Annotated in this window: 15 protein-coding genes; 12 read left to right on the top strand and 3 right to left on the bottom strand. The window is 70.0% G+C overall.

Annotated features, from left to right (window positions below):
• The first annotated feature begins 48 nt into the window (after positions 1-48).
• The 11 genes from ED208_RS03630 to ED208_RS03585 all read left to right on the top strand — a co-directional run bounded on the left by ED208_RS03630 (position 49) and on the right by ED208_RS03585 (position 21332).
• Positions 49-7614 carry a type I polyketide synthase gene (locus ED208_RS03630; RefSeq protein ID WP_123210479.1) on the top strand — a complete coding sequence of 2522 codons (7566 nt, stop codon included), beginning with the start codon at positions 49-51 and terminating at the stop codon, positions 7612-7614.
• Complete coding sequence (locus tag ED208_RS03625; protein ID WP_123210478.1) at positions 7611-12053, top strand: type I polyketide synthase; 4443 nt, start codon at positions 7611-7613, stop codon at positions 12051-12053. The genes ED208_RS03630 and ED208_RS03625 overlap by 4 nt, the downstream gene beginning before the upstream one ends.
• Before the next feature lie 24 nt (positions 12054-12077).
• Positions 12078-12371, top strand: coding sequence for an acyl carrier protein (locus ED208_RS03620; protein WP_123210477.1), 294 nt, complete (start codon positions 12078-12080; stop codon positions 12369-12371).
• Positions 12372-12385: 14 nt separating this feature from the next.
• The gene (locus ED208_RS03615) at positions 12386-13573 is read left to right on the top strand and encodes a nucleotide disphospho-sugar-binding domain-containing protein (RefSeq protein WP_123210476.1); all 1188 of its coding nucleotides are present in this window, start codon (positions 12386-12388) and stop codon (positions 13571-13573) included.
• A gap of 8 nt (positions 13574-13581) precedes the next feature.
• The gene (locus tag ED208_RS03610; RefSeq protein WP_123210475.1) at positions 13582-14415 is read left to right on the top strand and encodes an alpha/beta fold hydrolase; all 834 of its coding nucleotides are present in this window, start codon (positions 13582-13584) and stop codon (positions 14413-14415) included.
• Positions 14412-15635, top strand: a complete 1224-nt coding sequence (locus tag ED208_RS17240) for a hypothetical protein (RefSeq protein ID WP_158608414.1) — start codon at positions 14412-14414, stop codon at positions 15633-15635. Before ED208_RS03610 ends, ED208_RS17240 begins: the two co-directional genes overlap by 4 nt.
• The gene (locus tag ED208_RS03605) at positions 15632-16855 is read left to right on the top strand and encodes an efflux RND transporter periplasmic adaptor subunit (protein WP_158608413.1); all 1224 of its coding nucleotides are present in this window, start codon (positions 15632-15634) and stop codon (positions 16853-16855) included. Before ED208_RS17240 ends, ED208_RS03605 begins: the two co-directional genes overlap by 4 nt.
• Positions 16855-17547 carry an ABC transporter ATP-binding protein gene (locus ED208_RS03600; protein ID WP_123210473.1) on the top strand — a complete coding sequence of 231 codons (693 nt, stop codon included), beginning with the start codon at positions 16855-16857 and terminating at the stop codon, positions 17545-17547. Before ED208_RS03605 ends, ED208_RS03600 begins: the two co-directional genes overlap by 1 nt.
• Before the next feature lie 39 nt (positions 17548-17586).
• Positions 17587-18714, top strand: a complete 1128-nt coding sequence (locus ED208_RS03595) for an ABC transporter permease (protein WP_123210697.1) — start codon at positions 17587-17589, stop codon at positions 18712-18714.
• 217 nt (positions 18715-18931) lie between these two features.
• Positions 18932-20116: an ABC transporter permease gene (locus ED208_RS03590; RefSeq protein WP_123210472.1), complete on the top strand. Its 1185-nt coding sequence runs from the start codon at positions 18932-18934 to the stop codon at positions 20114-20116.
• The gene (locus ED208_RS03585; RefSeq protein WP_123210471.1) at positions 20097-21332 is read left to right on the top strand and encodes a hypothetical protein; all 1236 of its coding nucleotides are present in this window, start codon (positions 20097-20099) and stop codon (positions 21330-21332) included. The genes ED208_RS03590 and ED208_RS03585 overlap by 20 nt, the downstream gene beginning before the upstream one ends.
• A gap of 26 nt (positions 21333-21358) precedes the next feature.
• Here ED208_RS03585 and ED208_RS03580 read toward each other — a convergent pair whose 3' ends face one another.
• The 3 genes from ED208_RS03580 to ED208_RS03570 form a co-directional block, all read right to left on the bottom strand.
• Positions 21359-21634: a BrnA antitoxin family protein gene (locus tag ED208_RS03580; RefSeq protein ID WP_123210470.1), complete on the bottom strand. Its 276-nt coding sequence runs from the start codon at positions 21632-21634 to the stop codon at positions 21359-21361.
• On the bottom strand, positions 21603-21887 hold the full coding sequence (locus ED208_RS03575) for a BrnT family toxin (RefSeq protein WP_123210469.1): 285 nt from the start codon (positions 21885-21887) through the stop codon (positions 21603-21605). The genes ED208_RS03580 and ED208_RS03575 overlap by 32 nt, the downstream gene beginning before the upstream one ends.
• A 63-nt stretch (positions 21888-21950) precedes the next feature.
• On the bottom strand, positions 21951-22400 hold the full coding sequence (locus tag ED208_RS03570) for a hypothetical protein (RefSeq protein ID WP_123210468.1): 450 nt from the start codon (positions 22398-22400) through the stop codon (positions 21951-21953).
• Positions 22401-22767: 367 nt separating this feature from the next.
• Between ED208_RS03570 and ED208_RS03565 the strand changes: the two genes are divergently transcribed.
• Entirely contained in the window at positions 22768-23205 is a 438-nt protein-coding gene (locus tag ED208_RS03565) for a nuclear transport factor 2 family protein (RefSeq protein ID WP_123210467.1), read from the top strand.
• The last annotated feature ends 18 nt before the right edge of the window (positions 23206-23223 follow it).

Here is a 23223-nt window from a genome sequence, read left to right as displayed (position 1 = left end):
CCGGCCCTCCCCTTGGGACCCGCCGCACTTTGTTGAAGGAGTTGCACCATGCGCAAGCGAACTGAGCAGAAGACCGAGACCAGCGCCCTGCCGCGGCTGGCCGGCGGTGCCGAGCGCTACCGCCTGCTGGCGATCACGCCCTTCGAGCGCGCCGACCTGCCGCTGGCGCGCGCCCTGGCGCGCCAGGGCGTGGCTGCCGCGCTCGATCTGGGCCGCGATCCCGCCGCCTGGCCGGCACTGTTCGCGCAGCTCGCGCGCGAGCGCGGCGCCGACTTCGGTCTACGCCTCGCCGACGGTGTCGATGTTGGCGCGCTAACGCCACCGGCCTGCATCTCCTTCCTGGTGCTGGACGGCGATCCGGCCAGCCTGCCCGCCGCCTGGCGTGCGCTGCCGGTGCTGGCGCAGGTCTGCTCGGTGGAAGAGGCGCAAGTCGCGCTCAAGGCCGGCGTCGCCGGCCTGATCGCCAAGGGTCAGGAAAGCGGCGGCCGCATCGGCGCCGAGAGCAGCTTCGTGCTGTTGCAGCGCCTGGTCGCGCTGGCCGACGAGCAGGCGGGCGAGGGCGAGCCGCTGCCGGTCTTCAGCCAGGGCGGCATCGGCCTCAACACCGCCGCCGCCGCCTTCACCGGCGGTGCCGCCGGCGTGGTGCTGGACGCGGTGCTGGCGGTATTCCCGGAATGCAGCCTGCCGGAGGAGCTCAAGGCCCAGGTGCTGAACATGGACGGCAGCGAGGCCCGCGAGGCCGCCGGCTACCACGTCTACGCGCGTGGTCAGCGTGAAGTCGCGGCGCTGGAAGGCCTGGACGCCGTCGCCGTGCGCGCCCGGCTTTTCGCCGGTGAGCTGCTGCCCATCGGCCAGGACGCCGCGCTGGCGCGCCTGCTGCTGGGCGAATGCCCCAATCTCGAAGCCCTGGCGCAGACCCTGCGCCTGCGCATCGCCGGCCAGATCCAGCAGGCGCAGAGCCTGCGCGTGCTCGACGAGGGCAATGCCTGGGCGCGCGCGCACGGCACCCGTTACCCGGTGGCGCAGGGTCCGATGACCCGGGTCAGCGACACCGCCGCCTTCACCGCCGCCGTCGCCAGGGACGGCGGCCTGCCGTTCCTGGCGCTGTCGCTGATGCGCGAGGCGGCCTGCCGCGAGCTGCTGAGCGCGACCGTCGCGCAGGTCGGCGACAAGCCCTGGGGCGTGGGCGTGCTCGGCTTCGCCGAGGCCGCCATCCTCGAACCGCAACTGGCGCTGGTGAAGGAGTTCAAGCCCAGCGTGCTGCTGCTCGCCGGCGGCCGGCCCTCGCAGGCGCGGCCGTTCATCGAGATGGGCATCCCCACCTATCTGCACGTGCCCTCGCCGGGTCTGCTGGATCTGTTCCTCAAGGACGGCGCGACGCACTTCGTCTTCGAAGGCCGCGAATGCGGCGGCCATGTCGGCCCGCGCTACAGCTTCGTGCTCTGGGAGCAGGCCATCGCCCTGCTCGCCCAGCACGAGCAGCCGGAGACGCTGCACATCCTGTTCGCCGGCGGCATCCACGACGAGCGCTCGGCGGCGATGGTCGCCACCCTGGCGGCGCCGCTGGCGGCGCGCGGCGCCAAGATCGGCGTGCTGATGGGCACCGCCTACATCGCCACCGTCGAGGCGGTGCGCGACGGCGCGGTGCTGGAAGGCTTCCAGCAGAAGGCCCTGTCCGGCGCCGAGACCGCGCTGGTGGAAACCGCGCCCGGCCACGCCATCCGCTGCCTGCCCTCCGGCTTCATGGACCTGTTCGCGCGCGAGAAGGCGCGCCTGCATGGCGAGGGCATCGACACCAAGGAAGCCTGGAAGGCGCTGGAAGGCCTCACCGTTGGCCGCCTGCGCATCGCCACCAAGGGTGTGGACTACGTCGATGGCGTGCTTGCGCCGGTCGATGTCGCCGTGCAGGAAGCGGAAGGCATGTACATGATCGGCCAGGTGATCGCCATGAAGCGGGCGGCGACCACGGTGGCCGCGCTGCACGCGCAGGTGACGCGCGGCGCCAGCGCCTACCTCGCGCAGGTGCAGGCGCCGCAGCCGCAGCGCGCCGCCAATGCCGAGCCGATCGCGGTGGTCGGCATGGCCTGCATCTACCCCGGCTCGCCGGACCTGGAAACCTACTGGGCCAACATCCTCGAAGGCCGCGACCTGGTCACCGAGGTGCCGGCCGAGCGCTGGAGCGTGGCGCAGTACTACCGGGGCGCCGACGCGCCCAACGACAAGAGCGTCAGCAAGTGGGGCGGCTTCATCGCCGAGACGCCCTTCGACCCCTTGCAGTACGGCATCCCGCCGGCCTCGCTGGCGGCCATCGAGCCGGTGCAACTGCTGTCGCTGGAAGTCGCCAAGCAGGCCCTCAAGGACGCCGGCTATAGCCTCACTTCTGGCAGCAAGTGGTTCGACCGCGAAAAGACCTCGGTGATCTTCGGCGCCGAGGCCGGCATGGATCTCGGCAACCAGTACACCTTCCGCAACCTGTTTCCGCAGTACTGCGGCGAGCTGCCGTCGGCGCTCGCCGAGGCGCTGCCCAGCCTCACCGAGGACTCCTTCCCCGGCATGCTGGTCAACGTCATCTCCGGCCGCATCGCCAACCGGCTTGGCCTGGGCGGCGTCAACTACGCGGTGACCTCGGCCTGCGGCAGCTCGCTGACCGCCATCGAGCTGGCGGTGAAGGAGCTGCGCTTCGGCAGCAGCGACACCGTGCTCGCCGGCGGTGCCGACTTCCACAACGGCATCGCCGACTTCCTGATGTTCTCCTCGGTGGGTGCCCTGTCGGCCAAGGGCCGCTGCCGCTCCTTCGACAACGAGGCCGACGGCATCGCGCTCGGTGAAGGCGTCGGCGTGGTGGTCTTGAAGCGCCTGGCCGATGCCGAGCGCGACGGCGACCGCATCTACGCGGTGATCGACGGCGTCGCCGGCTCCAGCGACGGCAAGGGCCTTGGCCTGACCGCCCCGCGCAAGGAGGGCCAGAAGCGCGCCCTGGAGCGCACCTACTGGCAGGCCGGCGTGCTGCCCGGCGAAGTCGGTCTGGTCGAGGCCCACGGCACCGGCACCGTGGTCGGCGACCGCACCGAGCTGAAGACGCTCACCGAGGTCTACCTCGCCAGCGGTGCGGTACCCGGCCAGGCCAATCTCGGCTCGGTGAAGAGCCAGATCGGCCACACCAAGTGCGCGGCCGGCATCGCCGGCTTCATCAAGGTCGCCAAGGCCCTGCACCACCGCGTGCTGCCGCCCACCGGCCAGGTGACCAGCCCGAATGCCGCCTGGAAGCGCGACAGCAGCCCGTTCCAGCTCAATCGCCAGCCGGCACCCTGGCTGCCACGGGCGAGCTTCGCGCGGGCGGCGGTGAGCGCCTTCGGCTTCGGCGGCACCAACTTCCACGCCGTGCTCTCCGCCTACCCGGCGCACCAGAGCGCGGTCGGCGCGGCGGCGCTGCCGGCCGAGCTGTTCGCCGTGCGCGGCGGCAGCCGCGCCGAGGCCGAGGCGACGCTGCGCCGGCTCGCCGACTTCCTCGCCGCTTCCGACGCACCGCTGGCGCTGCGCGATCTCGCCCGCACGGTCTGGGAAGCGGGCGAGGGCCCGGTGCAGATCGCCTTCGTCGCCAGCGATGTCGCCAACTTAAGCCAGCGCATCGTCGCGGCGCTGTCCGGTGCCAGCGCCGCCGGCATCGCGCTGCGCAAGGACATCGCACCCGGCAAGCTGGCCCTGCTGTTCTCCGGCCAGGGCAGCCAGTACCCGGGGATGCTGCGCGATCTCCTGGTGTACTTCCCGCCGCGTGCCGAGCTGCTCGCCGCCGGCCGCGCCGAGCTGCCCTACATCTACCCGACCACCGCCTACGACGACGCCACCCGCGCCCAGCAGCAGCAGGCGCTCACCGACACCCGCCGCGCCCAGCCGGCGCTGGGCCTGGTGGAACTCGCCGCCTTCGAGTGGCTGCGCGGTCTCGGCATCAGTCCGGACATGGCCGCCGGGCATAGCTATGGCGAGCTGGCGGCGCTGGCCGCCGCCGGCGCCTTCGATGCCGAAACCCTGCTGCGGCTGTCGCGCGCGCGCGCCGAGGCCATCGTCTCCGCCATCCAGGGCGACGACAACGGTGCGATGGCGGCGGTGCGGCTCGACGCCGCGACGCTGGCGCCGCTGCTGGAAGGTTTCCCCAGCGTGGTGATGGCCAACCAGAACTCGCCGATCCAGACGGTGATCTCCGGCCCCACCGCCGATGTCGAGGCCGCCTGCGCCTTCCTCGGCCAGGCGAACGTCGGCTACAAGCGCATCGCCACCGACTGCGCCTTCCATTCGCCGCTGATGGCCGCCGCCGAGGCCAATTACGCCGCCGCCCTCAAGGGCCAGACGGTGGGCGCGCTGGCCTGGCCGGTGTACTCCAACAGCAGCGCCGAGCCGCATGTCGCCGAGCCGGCGGCGATCCGCAGCGCGCTCGCCCGCCACATCGTCAGCCCGGTGCGCTTCGTCGCCGAGGTCGAGCGCATGCACGCCGACGGCGCCCGCGTCTTCATCGAGATCGGCCCGCGCAAGGTGCTCACCGGTCTGGTCGGCCGCATCCTCAAGGACCAGCCGCACCAGTTGTACGCGCTGGACGCCGAGGAGCGTGGCCTCGCCGGCCTGCTCGACACCCTGGCGCAACTGGCGGTGCTCTTGCCCGGCTTCGACGCCGCCGCGCTCTACGCCGGCCGCGCCGAGACGCTCGACCTCGCCAAGCCGCGCAAGCTGGCCGCCACCACCTGGCTGGTCAACGGTGGCCATGCCCGGCCGCTCAAGGGCCGCGCCCCGGCCTATGCCGGCGCCACCGTCACCGCGCCGGTGATCGAGGTCGCCGCCGCCCTGGCCGCGCCGCCTGTGCTGGCTCCGCAGTACGGCGCCGCCGCGCCGGCGCTGCCGGCGGCCAGCAGTGCCGGCGAGCAGGCCCTGGTCGGCTACCTCGGCAATATGCGCGAGCTGGTCAACGCCCAGCGCGACGTGCTGCTCGGCTACTTCGGCGCGCCCGCCGCGCCGCGTGCCGAGCGCCTGCTCAATCCGCCAGCGACCGCGCCTGTCGCCGCGACCGCCGTCAGCGCGCCGGCCCCGGTCGTCGCCGTGGCGCCCGCCGCGACCACGGTAACCGTCAGCCGCGCGCCGGCCGCCCCGGACAGTCAGGCCGTGCTGCTGGCCATCGTCAGCGAGCGCACCGGCTATCCGCCGGAGATGCTCGATCTCGACCTCGATCTCGAAGCCGATCTCTCCATCGACTCGATCAAGCGTCTGGAAATCATCGGCGAGCTGTCGCAGCGGCTGTCGCTGCGCAATGCCATCGGCAGCAATGCCGACGCGCTGCTGGAACAGCTCGCCGCGCAGAAGACCCTGCGCGCGGTGATCGCCTGGTTGGCCGAGAAGCTGCCGGCGCCGGCAGTCACCCAGACCACGGTGTCGGTCAGCGAAGCCAGCACCACCGTACAGGTGGCGGTGCCGGCTGCGGCGGCGACGCCGCCGGTGGCCGAGGTGCTGCTAGCCATCGTCAGCCAGTCCACCGGCTATCCGCCGGAGGCACTCGACCTCGACCTCGATCTGGAGGCCGATCTCTCCATCGACTCGATCAAGCGCCTGGAAATCATCGGCGAGCTGTCGCAGCGGCTGTCGCTGCGCAGCGCCATCGGCAGCAATGCCGATGCGCTGCTGGAGCAGCTCGCCGCGCAGAAGAGCCTGCGCGCGGTGCTGGCCTGGCTGAGCGAGAAGCTGCCGGCACCGGCAGCCGTGCCGACCACCACCACGGTGGCGATCCGTGCCGACAGCACCACGGTCACCGTCGCCACCCCGGCGCCGGTGGCAGCCAGGCCCTCGGTGTCGCAGTTGCTGCTCGACATCGTCAGCCAGTCCACCGGCTATCCGCCGGAGGCGCTCGACCTCGACCTCGATCTGGAAGCCGATCTCTCCATCGACTCGATCAAGCGCCTGGAGATCGTCGGCCAGCTCGGCGCCCGTCTGGGCGTGGACAGCGGCCAGGACAAGGACGCGATGCAGGAGCAGTTGTCGCGGCTCAAGACCCTGCGCGCGATGATCGCCTGGCTGGAGCAGCGCCACCCGCAGGCGGCAACGCCGCCGCCGGCCGCGCCGGTCGCGGCGCCCAAGGAGGCCGGCATTCCGCTGGAACGCTACGTGCTGCGCCGGCAGGACGCGCCGCCGGCGGTGCCGGCGAGCTTCAGCCTGCGCGGCAAGAAGTTCCTGATCAGCGACGACCGCCTCGGTCTCGCCGAGCGGGTCGCCAGCCTGCTGCACGCGCGCGGCGCCACCGCCGAGATCGTCGACTTCCCCAGCGCCACCAGCATCCCCGGCGAGCTGGACCAGATCGACGGCCTGATCCACCTCTGGAGCCTGAACCCGGCCAGCCGCCTGCGCGACGTGAAGCGCTTCTTCGCGGTGGTGCGCGAGTCGCTGCAGAAGCGGGCGCGGCATCTGCTGGTGGCAAGCGCGCTCGGCGGTGACTTCGGCGCCGCCGGCGCCGCCAACAACTTCCGGCGCGGCGGTGGCTTCGCCGGGCTGGTGAAGTCGGTGGTCAAGGAGTTTCCGGAGCTGCGCGCGCACTGGATCGACTTCGATCTCTCGGAAAAGCTGGACGCCATCGCCAGGCACATCGAGGCGGAGCTGTTGGCCGCCAACCCGCTGCCGGAAGTCGCCTACCAGGGCGGCCGCCGCTACGCCCGCGAGATCGTGCCTACCGAGCTGACCGCCGGCTCGCTCGATGGCCTGCCGCTCACGCCGGAAAGCACGGTGCTGATCACCGGTGGCGCGCGTGGCATCACCGCGCTGATCGCCATCGAGCTGGCGCGCCGCTACCGCTGCCACCTGGAAGTGGTCGGCCGCTCGGCGATGCCGGTGGGCGAGGAAAGCGCGCTCACCCGGGGCATCGACGATCCGCGCAAGCTGCGCCAGGCGCTGCTCGCCGCCGACCCCAAGCAGAAGCCGGCGGAGATCGAGGCGCAGGCGCGCCGCATCCTCGCCGACCGTGCCTCGCGCGAGACTTACGCACAGGTGATCGCCGCTGGCGGCAGCCTCGCCTACACCAAGCTCGACGTGCGCGACGGCAAGGCCTTCCTCGGCTTCATCGACGAGGTTTACAAGCGCCGTGGCCGCATCGACGGCGTGATCCACGGCGCCGGCGTGGTCGAAGACAAGCTGGTGCGCGACAAGACCGACGAGAGCTTCGGCCGGGTGTTCGACACCAAGGTCGGCGGCGCGCTGGCGCTGCGCAAGCGCATCCGCGACGACGTCAAGTTCGTGGTGTTCTTCTCCAGCGTCGCCAGCGCCTTCGGCAACAAGGGCCAGGTCGATTACGCCAGCGCCAACGACGTGCTCGACAAGCTCGCCTATAGCTGGCAGCAGCGCATCTCCGGCCGCGTGCTGTCGGTCAACTGGGGCCCCTGGGCCGACACCGGCATGGTCTCGGAGTCGCTCAAGAACGAGTACCAGCGCAAGGGCATCGGCCTGATCCCGCAGCAGGAAGGCGTCGATGCCCTGCTGCGCGAACTCTCGCAGGGCCAGGGCGACTCGCAGGTGCTGCTGATGTGCGGCAAGCCGGAAAGCTTCGACGGCCGCAGCACCCCTAGCAACCAGGAGGCCGGCGCCCGATGACCGAGCGGATCGCGATCATCGGTCTGGGCTGCCTGTTTCCGGGCGCGCCCAATCTCGGCCGCTACTGGCGCAACATCGTTGATGGTGTGGATGCCATCGGCGAGGTGCCGGCCGGCCGCTGGGACCCGAGCTTCTACGATCCCAACTCCAAGGCCATCGACCGCTTCTACTGCAAGCGCGGCGGCTTCGTCGACGACCACGCCGACTTCGATCCGCTGCCGTTCGGCGTCATGCCCAAGGCCACCGACTCGGTGGAGCCCGACCAGTTGCTGACGCTGAAGGTCGGCTACCAGGCGTTGCGCGACGCCGGCTACGAGCACAAGCCGTTCGCGCGCGAGCGCACCGGCGTGATCGTCGGGCGCGGCAACTACATCGGCGCCGGTGTGCTGCGGCTGGAGCAGCATGTGCGTCTGCTGCCGCAGATCCTGACCACGCTCAAGGATCTGTTCCCGGACCTCGGCGAGCCGGCGCTGGCCGCCGTGCGCCGCCGGCTGGAACAGCAGTTCGCTTACTACGGGCCGGACGTGGCGGTGGGCATGATCCCCAACCTGCTCGCCTCGCGGCTCGCCAACCGCCTCGACCTGCACGGCCCCGCCTACACGGTGGATGCCGCCTGCGCCAGCTCGCTGCTGGCGGTGGAGCAGGGCTGCCAGTCGCTGCGCCGGCGCGAGACCGATCTGATGCTGGTCGGCGGCGCCCATCTCACCCACGACCTCACCTTCTGGGCCACCTTCTGCCAGCTCGGCGCCTTGTCGCGCAGCGGCGTGGTCAAGCCGCTGTCGGCCGAGGCCGACGGCATCCTCGCCGGTGAAGGCGTCGGCATGGCGGTGTTGAAGCGCCTCGATGACGCGCTCGCCGACGGTGATCGGGTCTACGCGGTGATCGAGGGCGTGGGCTCGTCCAGCGACGGCCGCGCCGCCAGCCTGGTCGCGCCCTCGGTCAGCGGCCAGCGCATCGCGCTGGAAAAAGCCTGGGCGGAAGTGCCCTTCGAGCGCGAGTCGATTGGTCTGGTCGAGGCGCACGGCACCGGCACGCCCACCGGCGACGGCGTCGAGCTGGAGACCATGGGCGAGTTCTTCGGCCCGCATGCCGGCGACGCGCCGAAACCGGTGATCGGTTCGGTGAAGTCGATGATCGGCCACGCCATGCCCGCCTCCGGCATGGCCAGCCTGATCAAGACCGCGCTTGCGATCTATCACGGCGTGCTGCCGCCGACCCTGCATTGCGAAACCCCACATCCCAAGCTGGCGGCGACGCGCTTCCGCACTGTTAGTCGCAGCGAGCCCTGGAGCACCGCGCGCGAGCACCGCGTCGCGGCGCTCAACGCCTTCGGCTTCGGCGGCATCAATGCCCATGTGGTGCTGCGTGGCCTGCCGCAGTGGCCGGCGGTTACGTCCCTCCCCTCGCTTGCGGGGGGAGGTCGGGAGGCGGGCGTACTGCCCTCGGGCGAACTCGCGCTTCCCGAGGTGTTGTTGCTCGCGGCCGACACCCCGCAGGCGCTGCTGGCGCGCCTGGATGCCGGCGAGCGCGACGCCACGCCGCAGTCGGCGCGCTGCCGGCTGGCGATCATCGCACCGGACGCCAAGAAGCTCGCCACCGCGCGCAAGGCCATCGCCAGCGGCAAGCCCTGGCAGGGTCGCCAGCAGATCTGGTTCTCGCCGGCCGGCCTGCTCAGCGAGGGCGGCAAGCTCGCCTTCGTGTTCCCGGGCGTGGACAGCAGCTTCGAGCCGCAGGCGGCAGACCTCGCCGCCTATTTCGGCGTGCCGCTGCCGCCGCACTGCGAAGCGCAGGACCCGAGTGTGTCCCTGAGCCGCATGGTGGTGGGCCTGTTGGGCTTCAACCGCTATCTGTACGACCGCCTGGGCGAGCTGGGCATCCGCGCCAGCGCCTACGCCGGTCACAGCGTCGGCGAGTGGAGCGCGATGCTCTGCGCCGGGATGATGGATCAGGGTTTGTCCGACCGCACCAATGCCGCGCTCGACTTCGACGCGGTGAAGTTCCCCGATCTGCAATTCCTCGCCGCCTCCTGCGACCAGGGCAAGCTGGAAGCGGCGATGGCCGGCCTGCCGCGCATCGGCATCTCCCACGACAACTGCCCGCACCAGGTGATCGCCTGCGGCAGCCGCGAATCCATCGCCACCGCCGCCGAGCGGCTGCGCGAGGGCGGCGTGTTCGCCAAAGTGCTGCCCTTCGTCTCCGGCTTCCACTCGCCGCTATTCGCCGAGCACATGGACTGGTATCGCCAGTTCTTCGGCGCCGCGCAGTTGCTGGAGCCGCGCGTGCCGGTGTGGTCGGCGACCATCGCCGCGCCGTTCCCGCCGGAGATGGCCGGCAAGCGGCAACTGGCGCTCGACCACCTCTTGCAGCCGGTGCGCTTCCGCGAGCTGACCGAGCGCCTGTACGAGCAGGGCTACCGGGTGTTCATCGAGGTCGGCACCGGCTCGCTCACCGGCTTCATCGCCGACACCCTGAGCGGCCGGCCGCACCAGGCGCTGCGCGCCAATCACGAGGCGCGCGGCGGGCTGGCGCAGTTGCAGCAACTCAGCGCCGCGCTGTGGGTGGAAGGCGCGAGTTTCGACACCCGCCTGCTGGTCGCCGCCACCCCGGAACACGCGGAAGAAGCCGCCGAGGCCGCGCCCAGCGCCAGCAGCCGGCGCCTGGCCCTGGGCGTGCCGCTGGTGCGCCTGCCGCAGCCGCTGGAACCGGAACTGTTGCCGGTGCGGCTGGCGCCCAGCGGCAGCAGCGCGGCGCTGCCGCCGGTCGCCGCCAATGACGCGGTCGGCCAGTTGGTGCGCGACACCCTGGCCGACATCGAGCGTGCCGGCCGCGAGGTGCTGAGCCTGTGGCAGCAGCACCGCGCGCAGCCGCCCGCCGCGCCCCTCGCCGTCGTTGCCGCCGCCGCGCCGAACACGGCGGCGCTGCCCAACCGCATGCAGCGCCTGCTCGACCTCAACCGCAACATTCCCTACGTCAAGGACCACGAGCTGTACCCGCAGCGTCCGGGCTGGCCGATCGTCGCCGACCGTCATCCGGTGGTGCCGATGACCATGGAGGTGATGCTGGTGCGCGAGGCGGTGGAGGAAACCCTGCCCGGCCTCAAGGTCATCGAGGTGGCGCAGATCCAGGCCTACAACTGGCTGGCGGTGTCGCGCCAGCTCAACGTCGACATCACCCTCAAGTGGAGCGGCGAGAACCGCATCGAGGCGGAGATCGTCGGCTACTTCCGCGCCCAGGTGGTGGTCGCCGCCGACTACCCGGCGGCCACTCTGCCGGCGCCGGAACCGCTGCGCGCGCCGCGCGCCACCGCCGTCGCCGCCGAGGATCTCTACCGCGAGGGCTGGATGTTCCACGGCCCCGCCTACCAGGGCGTCGCCGCCTTCGAAGCCATCGGCGACAACGGCATCAACGGCCGCCTGCGGGTGCCGGCCGGCAAGGGCGCCCTGCTCGACAACATGGGCCAGCTCGCCGGCTACTGGGTGATGGAGCAGCCGCAGGACTGTCTGGCCATGCCCATCGGCGTCGATGCCATCCGCTTCCACGCGCCCGACCCGCTGCCCGGCGAGGAGCTGCGCGCCGAGGTGCGGGTGAGCGAGCTGGATGCGCTCAACTGCGTCACCCAGCACCAGTTGCGCGATGCCCAGGGCCGCCTGCGCATCAGCATTGAGGGCTGGCGCACCCGCCGCTACCAGATGGACAAGGCCTTCTGGGTGGCGAGCCGCAAGCTTTCCGAGCTACAGGCCTCGCAGTTCGTGCCGCCGAATGTCGCGCTGTTCGAGGACCGCTACGACACCGCTATCCTGCGCGACTACCTGAGCCGCCGTTACCTGAGCGCCAGCGAGCGGGCGGTCTACGACGGTCTCTCTCCGCGCCGTCGCCGCCAGTGGCTGGCCGGCCGGGTCGCCGCCAAGGATGCGGTGCGCGCCTGGCTGCACCGCGAGCGCGGCGTCGAGGCGGTTTGGCCGCAGGAAATCCTGGTGGTCAACAACGAGGCCGGCGCGCCGCTACTCAAGGCCAATGTCACCGACACCCTGCCCGAGGGCCTGCACCTGTCGCTGGCGCACAAGAACAATCTGGCAGTGGCCATCGTCGCCGAGCAGCCGGTGGGCATTGATCTGGAACAGATCGAGCCGCGCGAGCCGGGCTTTCTGGAAATGGCCTTCCATCCCGCCGAGCTGGCGCTGCTCAACGGCCCCGACGTGCCGGCCGAGCACACTCGCGGCTGGGTCGCCAAAGAGGTCGCCGCCAAGGCCGCCGGCACCGGCCTGCAGGGGCGGCTGCACGACTTCGTGATTAGCGCCCGCGATGGCGACTGTTTCTGCGTCAACGGCCACTGGGTGGTCACCCACCCGCTGCGCGACTGCATCGTCGGCTGGAGCCTGTTGCCCAGTCATCCCCTCACGACCGCCGCACAGACGGTGGCGTCCCGCAAAACCGCCTGAACTGCCAATCTCCCTTCAACGCCCATGAGCAGCCATCAAGAACAAGTCCTCGCCCTGGTGATCGACAAGATCCGCGCGACGGTCAATGAGGACTGGATCGCCGATTTCGACATCGGCCTCGAAACCCGCTTCAACGACGACCTGGAGCTGGAAAGCATCGAGTTCGTGAAGATCGCCGACGCCATCCAGGCGCACTACGGCAACCAGTTGGCGATCATCGCCTGGCTGTCGGGCAAGAGCATCCACGAGCTGATCGGCCTCTCGGTCGGCGATCTGGTGGACTACATCGCCGGCACGCTGGCGCCGGCGCAGGCCTAGCAAGGAGCCCTGTCATGGCACGCATCCTGTTTTCGGTGCCGCCGCTCACCGGCCACCTCAACCCGGCGCTGGCGGTTGCCGAATGCCTAGTCGAGCAGGGCCATCAGGTGGCCTGGGCGGTGCACGCCAAGCAGATCCGCGACAAGCTGCCGCCGCGCGCCTGGGTGTATCCGCTGGATGCCGAGGACGCCGACGGCCCGGGCATTGCCGACCCCAAGGTGCGCGGCCTGGAAAGCGTGCGGCTGTTCTTCGAGGACTACACCCTGCCAATCGCCGAGCGCATGTTGCAGCCGCTGGAAGCCAGCGCCCGCAGCTTCCAGCCCGACGTGATGGTGGTCGATCACCAGTTGCCCGGCGGCGCCCTGGTGGCGCGCAAGCTGGGCCTGCCCTGGGCCAGCTTCGTCACCACCACCGCCTCGATCCTGAAGATGTCGCCGATGGTCGATGCCTGGGTGGCCAACCAGTACCGTGCGCTGCAAGGCCGCTACCTGCCGGCGGAGCTGATCGTCGAGCGCCCGGACTTCTCGCCGCACCGCGTGCTGGTGTTCTCCACCGAGACCCTGATGGGCGATGCCCATGCCCGCGTCGAGGCGCCGTACCGCTTCGTCGGCCCGGCCAAGGGCGACGGCCGGCGCAAGGTGGACTTCCCCTGGGACTGGTTCCAGGCCGACAAGAAGAAACTGCTGATCTCGCTGGGCACGGTGAGCCGCGACCGCGACACCCGCTTCTTCGAGGTGATGATGGCCGCACTCGCCGAGCTGCCCGAGGTGCAGGCAGTGATGGTGGCGCCGGAGTCGCTGGCCGCGCAGGCGCCGGCCAATGTGCTGGTGCGCGACTACGTGCCGCAGTTGGAACTGCTGGACCGCGTCGACGCGGTGATCTGCCACGCCGGCCACAACACCGTCTGCGAGGCGCTGAGCCGCGACCTGCCGCTGGCGGTGGCGCCGATCCGCGACGACCAGCCGGTGATCGCGCGCCAGGTGATCGACGCCGGCGCGGGCCTGTTCATCCGCCACGGCAAGGTCAGCCCGGCGGTGGCCAAGGCCACCATCGAAAAGCTGCTGTCCACGCCGGAGCTGGTGGCCAACGCGCGCCGCCTGGGCGCCGACCTGCGCGCCGCGCCGGGAGCGGCCGGCGCCGCCGAGGCGGTGCTGGAGCTGGCGCAGCAGGCCAGCGAGCCGTCGCTGCGCAAGGTGGCCTGAGCGCCCACATGGAAACCATCGCCGTCGCCGGTGCCGAGCTGCAATCCCTGGCCCTGGGCCAGGGTGCGCCACTGCTGATGCTGCACGGCCTGGCCAACGGCAACATGGCGAGCTGGTTTTCGGCCATCGCCTCGCCGCTGTCGGCGAGCCGGCAGGTGCTGCTCTACGACCAGCGCGGCCACGGCGGCAGCAGCCTGGCGGCCTCCGGCTACGACCTCGACCAGCAGGCCGACGATCTGCAAACGGTGCTCGACCACTACCGCTGTGGCCAGGGCCCGGTCGATCTGGTCGGCCACAGCATGGGCGCGCTGATCGCCCTGCATTACGCGCTGCGCCAGCCGGAGCGGGTGCGCCGTCTGGTGCTAGTGGATGCGCCGATGCCGGCGCGCGACTACGTGGCGCCTAGCCTCTTCAATGCAACCAGCCGCGAGGCGCTGGCGGAATGGGTGCTGGGCGAGCTGGCCAGCGCCGCCGGCCTGAGCGGCCGTCGCCGCGAGCGCCTGCTGCAACGCCTGGGCGCGCTGCTGTTCGACACCACGCTGCGCCAGGACGTGCTGGCGATGGACGCCGAGCCCGAGGCGGCGCTTGCGGCGCTGGAGCTGCCGGTGCTCCTGGTCTACGGCCTGCGCTCGCCCTGCCTGGCCGCTGGCGAGCGGCTTGCCAAGCTATTGCCACAGGCGCAGCTCAAGCTGCTGAGCTGCGGCCATTACATTCCCGAGGAAGCACCGGCCGAACTGCTGGTGCTGCTGGAAAACTTCCTGAACCCGAACTCGAATCCGCATTCCATGCGCCTTCCCACTGAAACCCTCACGGTGGCGCCGGTCACCGGAGTCCTGCCATGAGTGCCCGCTACGAGCGCCCGCTGTCCGGCCTGGAGCGCTATTCCCTGGTGCTGCACGGCGCCTACCGCTACCACGTCGATGGCATCGTCGAGGGCGATGGCACGGTGGACCCGGTGGCGCTGCAGAAGGCGGTGGACATCGCCGCCGCCGCCAACACCGCGATCCGCGTGCGTCTGCGTGGCGTGCTCGGCTGGTGCAAGTGGGTCGATAGCGGCGTGGCGCCGAAGGTGCGTCCGCAGCCGCTGTCGGACTGGGACGGCAACAGCGAGGCCGGCGCGCCCTTTCTCGACGAGCCGCTGAATCCGCGCAAGGCGGCGGCCGACATCCTGCTGGTGCCCTGCCGCGACGGCCGCACCCGCCTCGTCTTCCGCACCCTGCACGCTGCCATCGACGGTCGCGGCTGCATCCACTGGATGGCCGAAGTCTGCCGGGTGATGCGCGGCGAGGCGCCGCTGGGTTCGGATTCGCGGCTCACCGACTACGACGTGCAGCAGCAGTACGCCGACAAGATTCCCGAGGAGCCGGAGCGGCCGCCTTCGCAGTGCATCCCGGTGCTGGCGGTGGCGCCCGAGGGCGAGCGCGGGCCGCTGCGCTACGTCTGGCGCCGCGTGCTGATTCCGCGCGACGTGCCGCAACTGCTGACCAAGGCGGCGGTGTTTCTCGCCGAATGGGCGCGCCAGCGTGAGGCCGGCGAGGTGGGCTTCACCGTGCCGGTGGACTATCGCGGCTTCCGCATCCAGGAAATGGGCATCGGCAATCTCACCGGCTATCTGCGCCTGACCGTGCCCGAGGGCGCGACCTCGCGCAGCCTGGTGGTGCAGCTTGGCCAGCGGCTCAAGGCCTATGCCGACTGCCGGCAGTTTCCGGGCATCCGCAAGCTCCTGTGGGTGCCGGTCTGGTTCATGCTGCGGCAGCTCCGGCCCAACATCGACAAGGTGCTCTACACCGTGACGCCGGCGCTGCCCACCGGCGGCGTGGTGTCGATGGGCAGCCTGAAGACCGAGACCTACAGCTTTCCCGGCTTCGCCAACGGCCGCTGCTACGGCGTGCCGGGCGCGGTGGGCAAGCTCAACCTGATCTTCGTGAACTACCCCGACCATGTGACGGTGAGCTTCGCCGCGCCCGCCGCCTACAACCACCAGGGCCAGCTCGACGCCCTGGTGGCCGCCTTCCAACACCATTTCTCGCCGCCCGCGACTCCCGCAGGAACCTCCCCTTGAAAGACCTAGACCTCGGCAAGCTGCGCGTCAGCCGTGATGGCCGCCTGAGCGGCGCCCCCGCCAAGAAGACCCTGTTCAGCCGCCGCAACCTGCTGCTGGCCGGCGGCGGCCTGCTGCTCGCCGCCTGGGCGCTGATTCCCGGCCCGGTGCCGGTGCAGACCACCCAGGTGGTCAGCGCCTGGCCCTCGCAGCAGTTCGTGATGCTCAACTCCACCGGCTATGTGGTGGCGCGCCGCAAGGCGGCGGTGGCGCCCAAGGGCACCGGCCGCATCGAGTGGCTGGGCGTCAGCGAGGGCGACTTCGTGAAGGCCGGCACCGTGGTGGCGCGGCTGGAAGGCATTGATGTGGAGGCCGCCTACCAGGCGGCGGTCGCCAACACCGCCGTGGCGGTGGCCGGCGTCGCCAGCGCGCAGAACGAGCTGGACGACGCCCAGCGCAATCTCGACCGCATCAACATCCTGTTCAAGAAGCGGCTGGTGTCGCTGATGAATCTGCAGGACGCCAAGTCGCGCCACGCCCGCGCCAGCGCCGCCCGCGCCAGCGCCCAGGCCTCGCTGGAAGCGGCCAAGGCCAACGAGGCGCACGCCCGCAGCGCAGTGGACTACACGGTGATGCGCGCGCCCTTCGACGGCGTGGTGATCGCCCGCGCCGCCAATGTCGGCGACATCGTCACCTCGCTGTCCTCGGCGGCCGACGCCAAGGGCGCGGCGGTGGTGATCGCCGACATGAGCACGCTGGAAGTCGATGCCGAGGTGTCGGAATCGGCGCTGGCGCAGATCAAGGCCGGCCAGCCCTGCGAGATCGTGCTCGACGCCTTCCCCGACCGCCGCTATCGCGGCGAGGTGGCGGTGGTGGTGCCGGCGGTGAACCGCTCCAGCGCCACGGTCACCACCAAGGTGCGCTTTCTCGACACCGACCCGGAGATCCTGCCCGACATGAGCGCGCGGGTGGCGTTTCTCTCGCAGGCGGTGGACTCCGCCAACCAGCAGCCGGTGCTGGCGGTGAGCCCGGAAGCGGTGCTGGAAGCCGAGGGCAAGGCGCAGGTGTTCAAGACTGGCGCCGACGGCCGCGCCGAGGCGGTGACGGTGAGCGCCGGGCGCCTGCTCGGCGGCGTCCGCGAGATCGCGGGCGACGGCCTGAAGCTGGGCGACAGCCTGCTGCTGGCGGCGCCCGGTGCGCTCAAGAACGGGGCGCGGATCAAGCTCGCCGAGAGCAAGTAATGGCTTCCTCGCTGATCAGCATCCGCGAGCTGAGCAAGACCTACCGGCGCGGCAACCAGCCGGTGCCGGTGCTGCTCGGCATCGACCTGGAGATCGCCGCCGGCGACTACGTGTCGCTGATGGGGCCTTCCGGCTCCGGCAAGAGCACCCTGCTCAACCTCATCGCCGGCATCGACAAGCCCTCCAGCGGCAGCCTGCTGATCGACGGCATCGACATCGCCGCGCTGCCGGAAAACGACCTCGCCGCCTGGCGCGCCGCCAACGTCGGCTTCGTGTTCCAGTTCTACAACCTGATGCCGGTGCTCAACGCCTTCGAGAACGTCGAGCTGCCGCTGCTGCTCACCGGACTCAACCGCGCCGAGCGCCGCGAGCATGTCGAGACCGCGCTGGCGATGGTGGGTCTCGCCGACCGCATGGACCACTACCCCAACGAGCTTTCCGGCGGTCAGCAGCAGCGCGTGGCGATTGCCCGTGCGCTGATCACCGACCCGACCCTGATCGTCGCCGACGAACCCACCGGCGACCTCGACCGGCAGTCGGCTGACGACGTGCTCAACCTGCTCGACCGCCTCAACGGCGAGCTGGGCAAGACCATCGTCATGGTCACCCACGACCCCAAGTGCGCCAACCGCGCCAAGCGCCAGGTGCATCTGGAGAAAGGCGTGCTGCTGTCCGGCTCGGGAGCCCACTAGGTGCTCTACGGCTATGTGCTCAAGCTGGCGCGCAAGAACATGCTGCGCCACCGCCTGCGCACCGGTCTGACGCTGGCCGGCATCGCCATCGCCATCGTCAGCTTCGGACTGCTGCGCACGGTGGTGGACTCCTGGTACGCGGGCGCCGAGCTGGGTTCCTCCGGCCGGCTGATCACCCGCAGCGAGGCTTCGCTGAGCTTCCCGCTGCCGGCGACCTACTCCGAGCGCATCCGCAAGGTGCCGGGGGTGCGCAGCGTCACCTTCGCCAACTGGTTCGGCGGCATCTACATCGACGAGAAGAACTTCTTCGCGCAGTTCGCGGTGGACGCCCAGAGCTACTTCGACCTCTACCCGGAATTCCGCGTCGCGCCGGCCGAGCTGGCCGACTTCAAGCGCGACCGTCGCGGCGCCATCGTCGGCCGCAAGCTGGCGAAGAAATACGGCTGGAAGGTCGGCGACCAGGTGCCGCTGCGCGGCACCATCTACCCCGGCAACTGGAGCTTCACCATCCGTGGCATCTACCAGGGCGCCGACGACAAGACCGACGAGAACCAGTTTTTGATGCACTGGCACTACGTCAACGAAACCATCAAGGCGCTGCTGCCCTCGCTGGCCGACAAGGTCGGCGTGTTCATCGTCGACATCCGCGACCCGGCGCAGGCGGCGGCGGTGTCGGCGGCCATCGACAGCAGCTTCAAGAACTCGCTGGCGGAAACCCGCACCGAGACCCAGAAGGCCTTCCAGCTCGGCTTCATCGCCATGGTCGATACCATCCTGCTGGCGATCCAGACCGTCGCCTACGTGGTGGTGCTGATCATCATGGCGGTGATGGCCAACACCATGGCGATGGCGGCGCGCGAACGCATGCGCGAGTACGCCACGCTCAAGGCCCTGGGCTTTTCCGACGGCTTCGTGTCGCTGCTGATCTTCGGCGAGTCGCTGGCGCTGTCGCTGGCCGGTGGGCTGCTCGGCATCCTGCTCACCTTTCCGGCGGCGGCCTCGTTCTTCCGTGCCACCCGCGATCTGTTCGTGGTGTTCGAGGTGCGGCCGGAGACGGTGCTGCTGCAACTCGGCTCGGCGGTGCTGATCGGCCTCTGCGCGGCGCTGGCCCCGGCGCTCAACAGCCGCCGGATACGCATCGTCGATGGGCTGAGGGCGGTGACATGAGCCACCCGGCGAGGGACCCGCGCAGCGGGATCGCCGGCAAGGCGAGTGTCACCAACGGCCGACACCGCGCCTCCGCAGCCGATGCGCGCGGGTTCGGAGGCGGTGACATGAGCCACCCGGCGAGGGACCCGCGCAGCGGGATCGCCGGTAAGGCGAGTGTCACCAACGCCCGACAGCGCGCACCCGTGGCAGGTCGCTACGGATCGGAGGCCGCACCATGAGCGCGCCGCTCGGCAGCGGGCTGTCGCTCGCCTACGTGGCGCGCAACCTCATCGCCCGCAAGCTCACCACCCTGCTCACCGCTGCCGGCATGGCGCTGGTGGTGTTCGTGTTCGCCACCGTGCTGATGATGGCCGAGGGCCTGCGCCAGACCCTGGGTGGCACCGGCTCGTACAACAACCTGGTCATCATCCGCCAGGGCTCGCAGACCGAGGTGCAGAGCACCATCACCCGCGAGCAGGCCAACATGGTGGAGTCGCTGCCCGGGCTCGCCAGCGGCGCCGGCGGCCAGGCGCGCATCACCCGCGAGGTGCTGGTGCTGGTCAACATGCCGCGCAAGGACGGCAAGGGCCTCGCCAACGTCGTGGTGCGCGGCACCACGCCGGTCGGCATCGAGATGCGCCCGCAGGTGAAGATCACCGCCGGCAGCCTGTTCCGTCCGGGTTCTTCGGAAGTGGTGGTCGGCTCGGCGATGGCGCGCGGCAAGGTCGGCCTGAAGATCGGCGACCGGCTGAGCTTCGGCCTGCGTGAATGGACCGTGGTCGGCGTCTTCGATGCTGGCGGCAGCGGCTTCGACTCCGAGATCTGGGGCGACAGCGAGCAGATGATGCAGGCCTTCCGCCGCCAGGCCTATTCCTCGCTGGTGGTGGGCCTGCGCGACGCCGGCAGCTATGCGCTGTTCGACGAGGCCCTGCAACGCCAGCCGCAGCTCAAGCTCGACACCAAGCGCGAGGTGCAGTTCTACGCCGACCAGTCGGAGAACCTCGCCAACTTCATCAGCATCCTCGGCCAGACCATCACCATCATCTTCTCGCTGGGCGCGATCATCGGCGCGATGATCACCATGTACGCGAGCGTGGCCAACCGCACCCGCGAGATCGGCACGCTGCGGGCCTTGGGCTTTCGGCGCGGCAACATCGTGATGGCCTTCCTGCAGGAGGCGATGCTGCTCGGCCTGGTGGCCGGCGTGTTCGGCCTGATCGCTGCCGCCTTCATGCAGCGCGTCGAGATTTCCACCACCAACGTGCAGACCTTTTCCGAGGTGGTGTTCCGGCTGATCCTGACGCCGGGCATCGTCGTGGAAGTGCTGTTGTTCTCGGTCCTGATGGGCGTGCTCGGTGGAGTGCTGCCGGCGGTCAGGGCCTCAAGACTGGAGATCGTCGATGCCCTTCGCTCTGTTTAAAACCAAGCCGCTGCCGCCGCTCGCGCCGGTGAGCCGCTTCACCCGCAAGCTGTCGGTGATCGAGTACTACCACGCTAGCGTCGGCATCAGTGGCCAGACGGTCGAGATCCCACGCGAGAATGGAATTGTGCTGGAAGGCGAGGGCCAGCTCAGCATGGAGCAGTGGCGCGCCGCGCTGGACGCCGCCGCCGCCGCCAACCCCGGTGCCCGCCTGCGCCTGCACGGCGACTGCTGGTGGGCGCGCTGGGACAGCGACGGCCCGATGCCCGGCCTGCGCCTGATCGAGAACTGCGAGTGGGACGCGCACTCCGACCGTGGCGTCGAGGTGCTCTACGCCACCAAGCTCGATCTGCGCGCCGGCCCGACGGTGGAGCTGGTGGTGATCCCGCGTCCCGACAACCGCACCACCCTGGTGCTGCGCAGCCATCACGCGGTGATGGACGGCATGGGCAGCGTGCATTTCTACCAGGAGATGTTCCGCGCCCTGCGCGGCGAGCCGCTGCTCGGCACCAACGGCAGCTTCGCCGATGTCGAGCTGATGCTCAGCACCGGCGTCAGCGAGTCCACCTCGCGCCACATCAAGACCGACTCCGTGACCGGCGCGCCCAGCGGGCCGGAGGTGGGCGATGTCTGGCGCCGCGTGCAGCTCGGCAAGCCGCTGAAGAACCAGATGGCGCGCGTCGCCGAGGCCATTGCCGAGTTCATGCAGCAGAAGACCGAGCTGCCGGCGCTGATCGGTATTCCGGTGGACATGCGCCGGCACGCGCCCGGCCTGCTCAGCACCGCCAACTTCGCCAACATGCTGCTGGTGCCGATCAGGAAGGGCGAGGGCGCCGAGCAGTTCCGCCTGCGGCTGAAGGAGATGCTCGACCGCAAGATGGAGGCGTACTACCCGCGCATCCTCGGCATCTTCAAGATCTTTCCGCTCGCCTGGCTGGACAAGATGATGGGCCGCACGCCCAAGAACTATCTCAAGCGCAAGCCGATGGAAACGGTGGCGCTGTCCAACCTCGGCAAGTTCGACCCGCGCCCGCTGCTGGCGCCCGGCTTCACGCCCACCAGCCTGCTCGGCATCCCGATCCGCGGCAGCGCCTGCGTCGGCCTGGTGTGCATCGGCGAGCAGGTGGAAATGACCGTCGGCCTCACCAAGGAACGCGCCAGCGAAGGGCGCTTCGATGCGCTGATCGAGTTCATGAAGAAGCGCCTGGCGGAGTAGAGCGGCGCGACGATCTAGAAGCGGGCCTACGAGGTCTTTTCCAGCACCGCCGCCATCCGCGACTGCCAGCCGGGTCCGGTGGCTTTCCAGCGTGCCAGCGTTTCCGGCGGCAGGCTGATGGAGATGGGGATGCGTGCGCTCCCCGACTTCGGCCGGCCGCGTGGCTTGAGCATCTTCTTTGCCGCTACCGCGCCGACGAGTTCAGGCAGCACCTCGCGCGCCGGCCGCGCCCGCGCGAACGTGCTGGCGGTCCAGCTAGGGTTCTCTTCGTTAGCCTTCTCGGGTTTGGGTTTGCGATGCATACCCGCGTACCTCGCGTTGGTTGGCTTTGCGAAGGCTGATGACATGCAGCCGGCCCTCGCGCGGTGTGAACACCAGCATGTGCAGGCGCTCGCCGATGTATCCCAGCGCCTGAAACCGCCGTTCTCCGTAGTCCTTGCGCAGGTCTTCAACGACCAGGGCACGGGACCAATCGAAGTCCGCCGCCGCTTCGAACCGGAGGCCGCGCTCGGCTAGGTTCCTCGCGCTCTTCGCGGGATCAAAGCTGAAGTCCACGCGGGTATCTTATATTCGTATATACGGTAATTAAAGCGGCGCTTTGGTGTCTGTGGCAGTGACTCAGTTGCAGGGCGTGTTGTCGCGGTCAATCACGACAGGCACGAGGCTGATGTCGGTCTGCTGGCAACCTTGTGGCGTCTCGTCCTTTCCGCCCGAGCCCAGTGACAGCGCCAAGGCCGCGCCGGCGGCGAGGCCGCCACCGACGATCCACCAGCGGCCATTGGAGCCTTTGTCTCCGGTCGCGGTCTGCGCCGGTTCCGCCGCCGCCATCAGCGGCAGGCCCAACAGGCTGGGATAGACCCCGGTGCTGCGGCGATAGCCGTAGCCGGCGAGCGGCTGAAAGCGGTTGTCGTCGCGCTGGTACTGCACGGTGTTCAGCGACAGCGCCATGCCGTCCAGCAGAGGCCCCTGGCCAAAGTCGACGCGTGCCGTGAACAAGGTCGCCAGCCGGTCATCGGCCTGGGCGGTGCAGGCGAGGCCACAGATGAGCAGCGCCGTGGTTTTGCGCATGCTGTATTCCCCTTTTGGTAAATCCCTGAGTTTCTTAACTGCTAGTTCCCGAGGATGTTGTACTGCCTCGACCAAGCCCCGCACAAGATCGGGCTCCTTCGTTCGTGGGAGGTCGCTACCGACGAACACCGCCATTGTCAGCACTGCCCGGAGAGCAAAGGGTGGAGCACGCAGCTCAGGGCCGGTGGCTTTGCTCCTTCCCCCGCGTAGCGGGGGAAGGCTGGGATGGGGGCGGTTGCTGGTGGCGAGGGCTTCCCTCCGGGCACAACGCCCCCACCCTGGCCCTCCCCCGCTACGCAGGGGAGGGAAGAGATGCGGTACGGCCGGTGCTGCTGGTGGAGCAGGCCAAGCGAAGGAGAACTTGCCAATGAAGCAACAACTGATGGACCGTTTCGAAATCCAGGATCTGCTGGTGCGCTACTGCCATGCGCTGGATCGCCGCGACTGGCCTGTGTTCGAGCAGCTCTTCTCCGAGGACGCGAATCTCGACTACACGGCGTTCGGCGGCCCGCGCGCGGACGCGAAGGCGATGGCGGCCTATCTCGCCGCCGCCACCGCCGGCCTGCGTGGCACCCAGCACACGGTCTCCACCACGCTGATCGAGTTCGATGGAGACGATCAGGCGCGAGCGCGCTCGGCGGCGCAGGTGATGATGATCTCCGGCCCGGAAGCCGGGCCGGACCAGGTGCTGTTCGTCGGTCTCTGGTATCAGGACCGCCTGCGACGGACCGCCCAGGGCTGGCGCCTATGCGAGCGGGTGCAGGAACGCAGTTGGATGCACAACCTACCAGCCGTCTCGGCTTGAGCGGGGTCTAGCGCGCCG

It is taken from the genome of Stagnimonas aquatica (assembly GCF_003730135.1).
In the GTDB taxonomy this organism is placed as follows: Bacteria; Pseudomonadota; Gammaproteobacteria; order Nevskiales; family Nevskiaceae; genus Stagnimonas; species Stagnimonas aquatica.
Note: the sequence above shows the minus strand (reverse complement) of the source record. Positions and strands in the feature narration are given on the sequence as shown.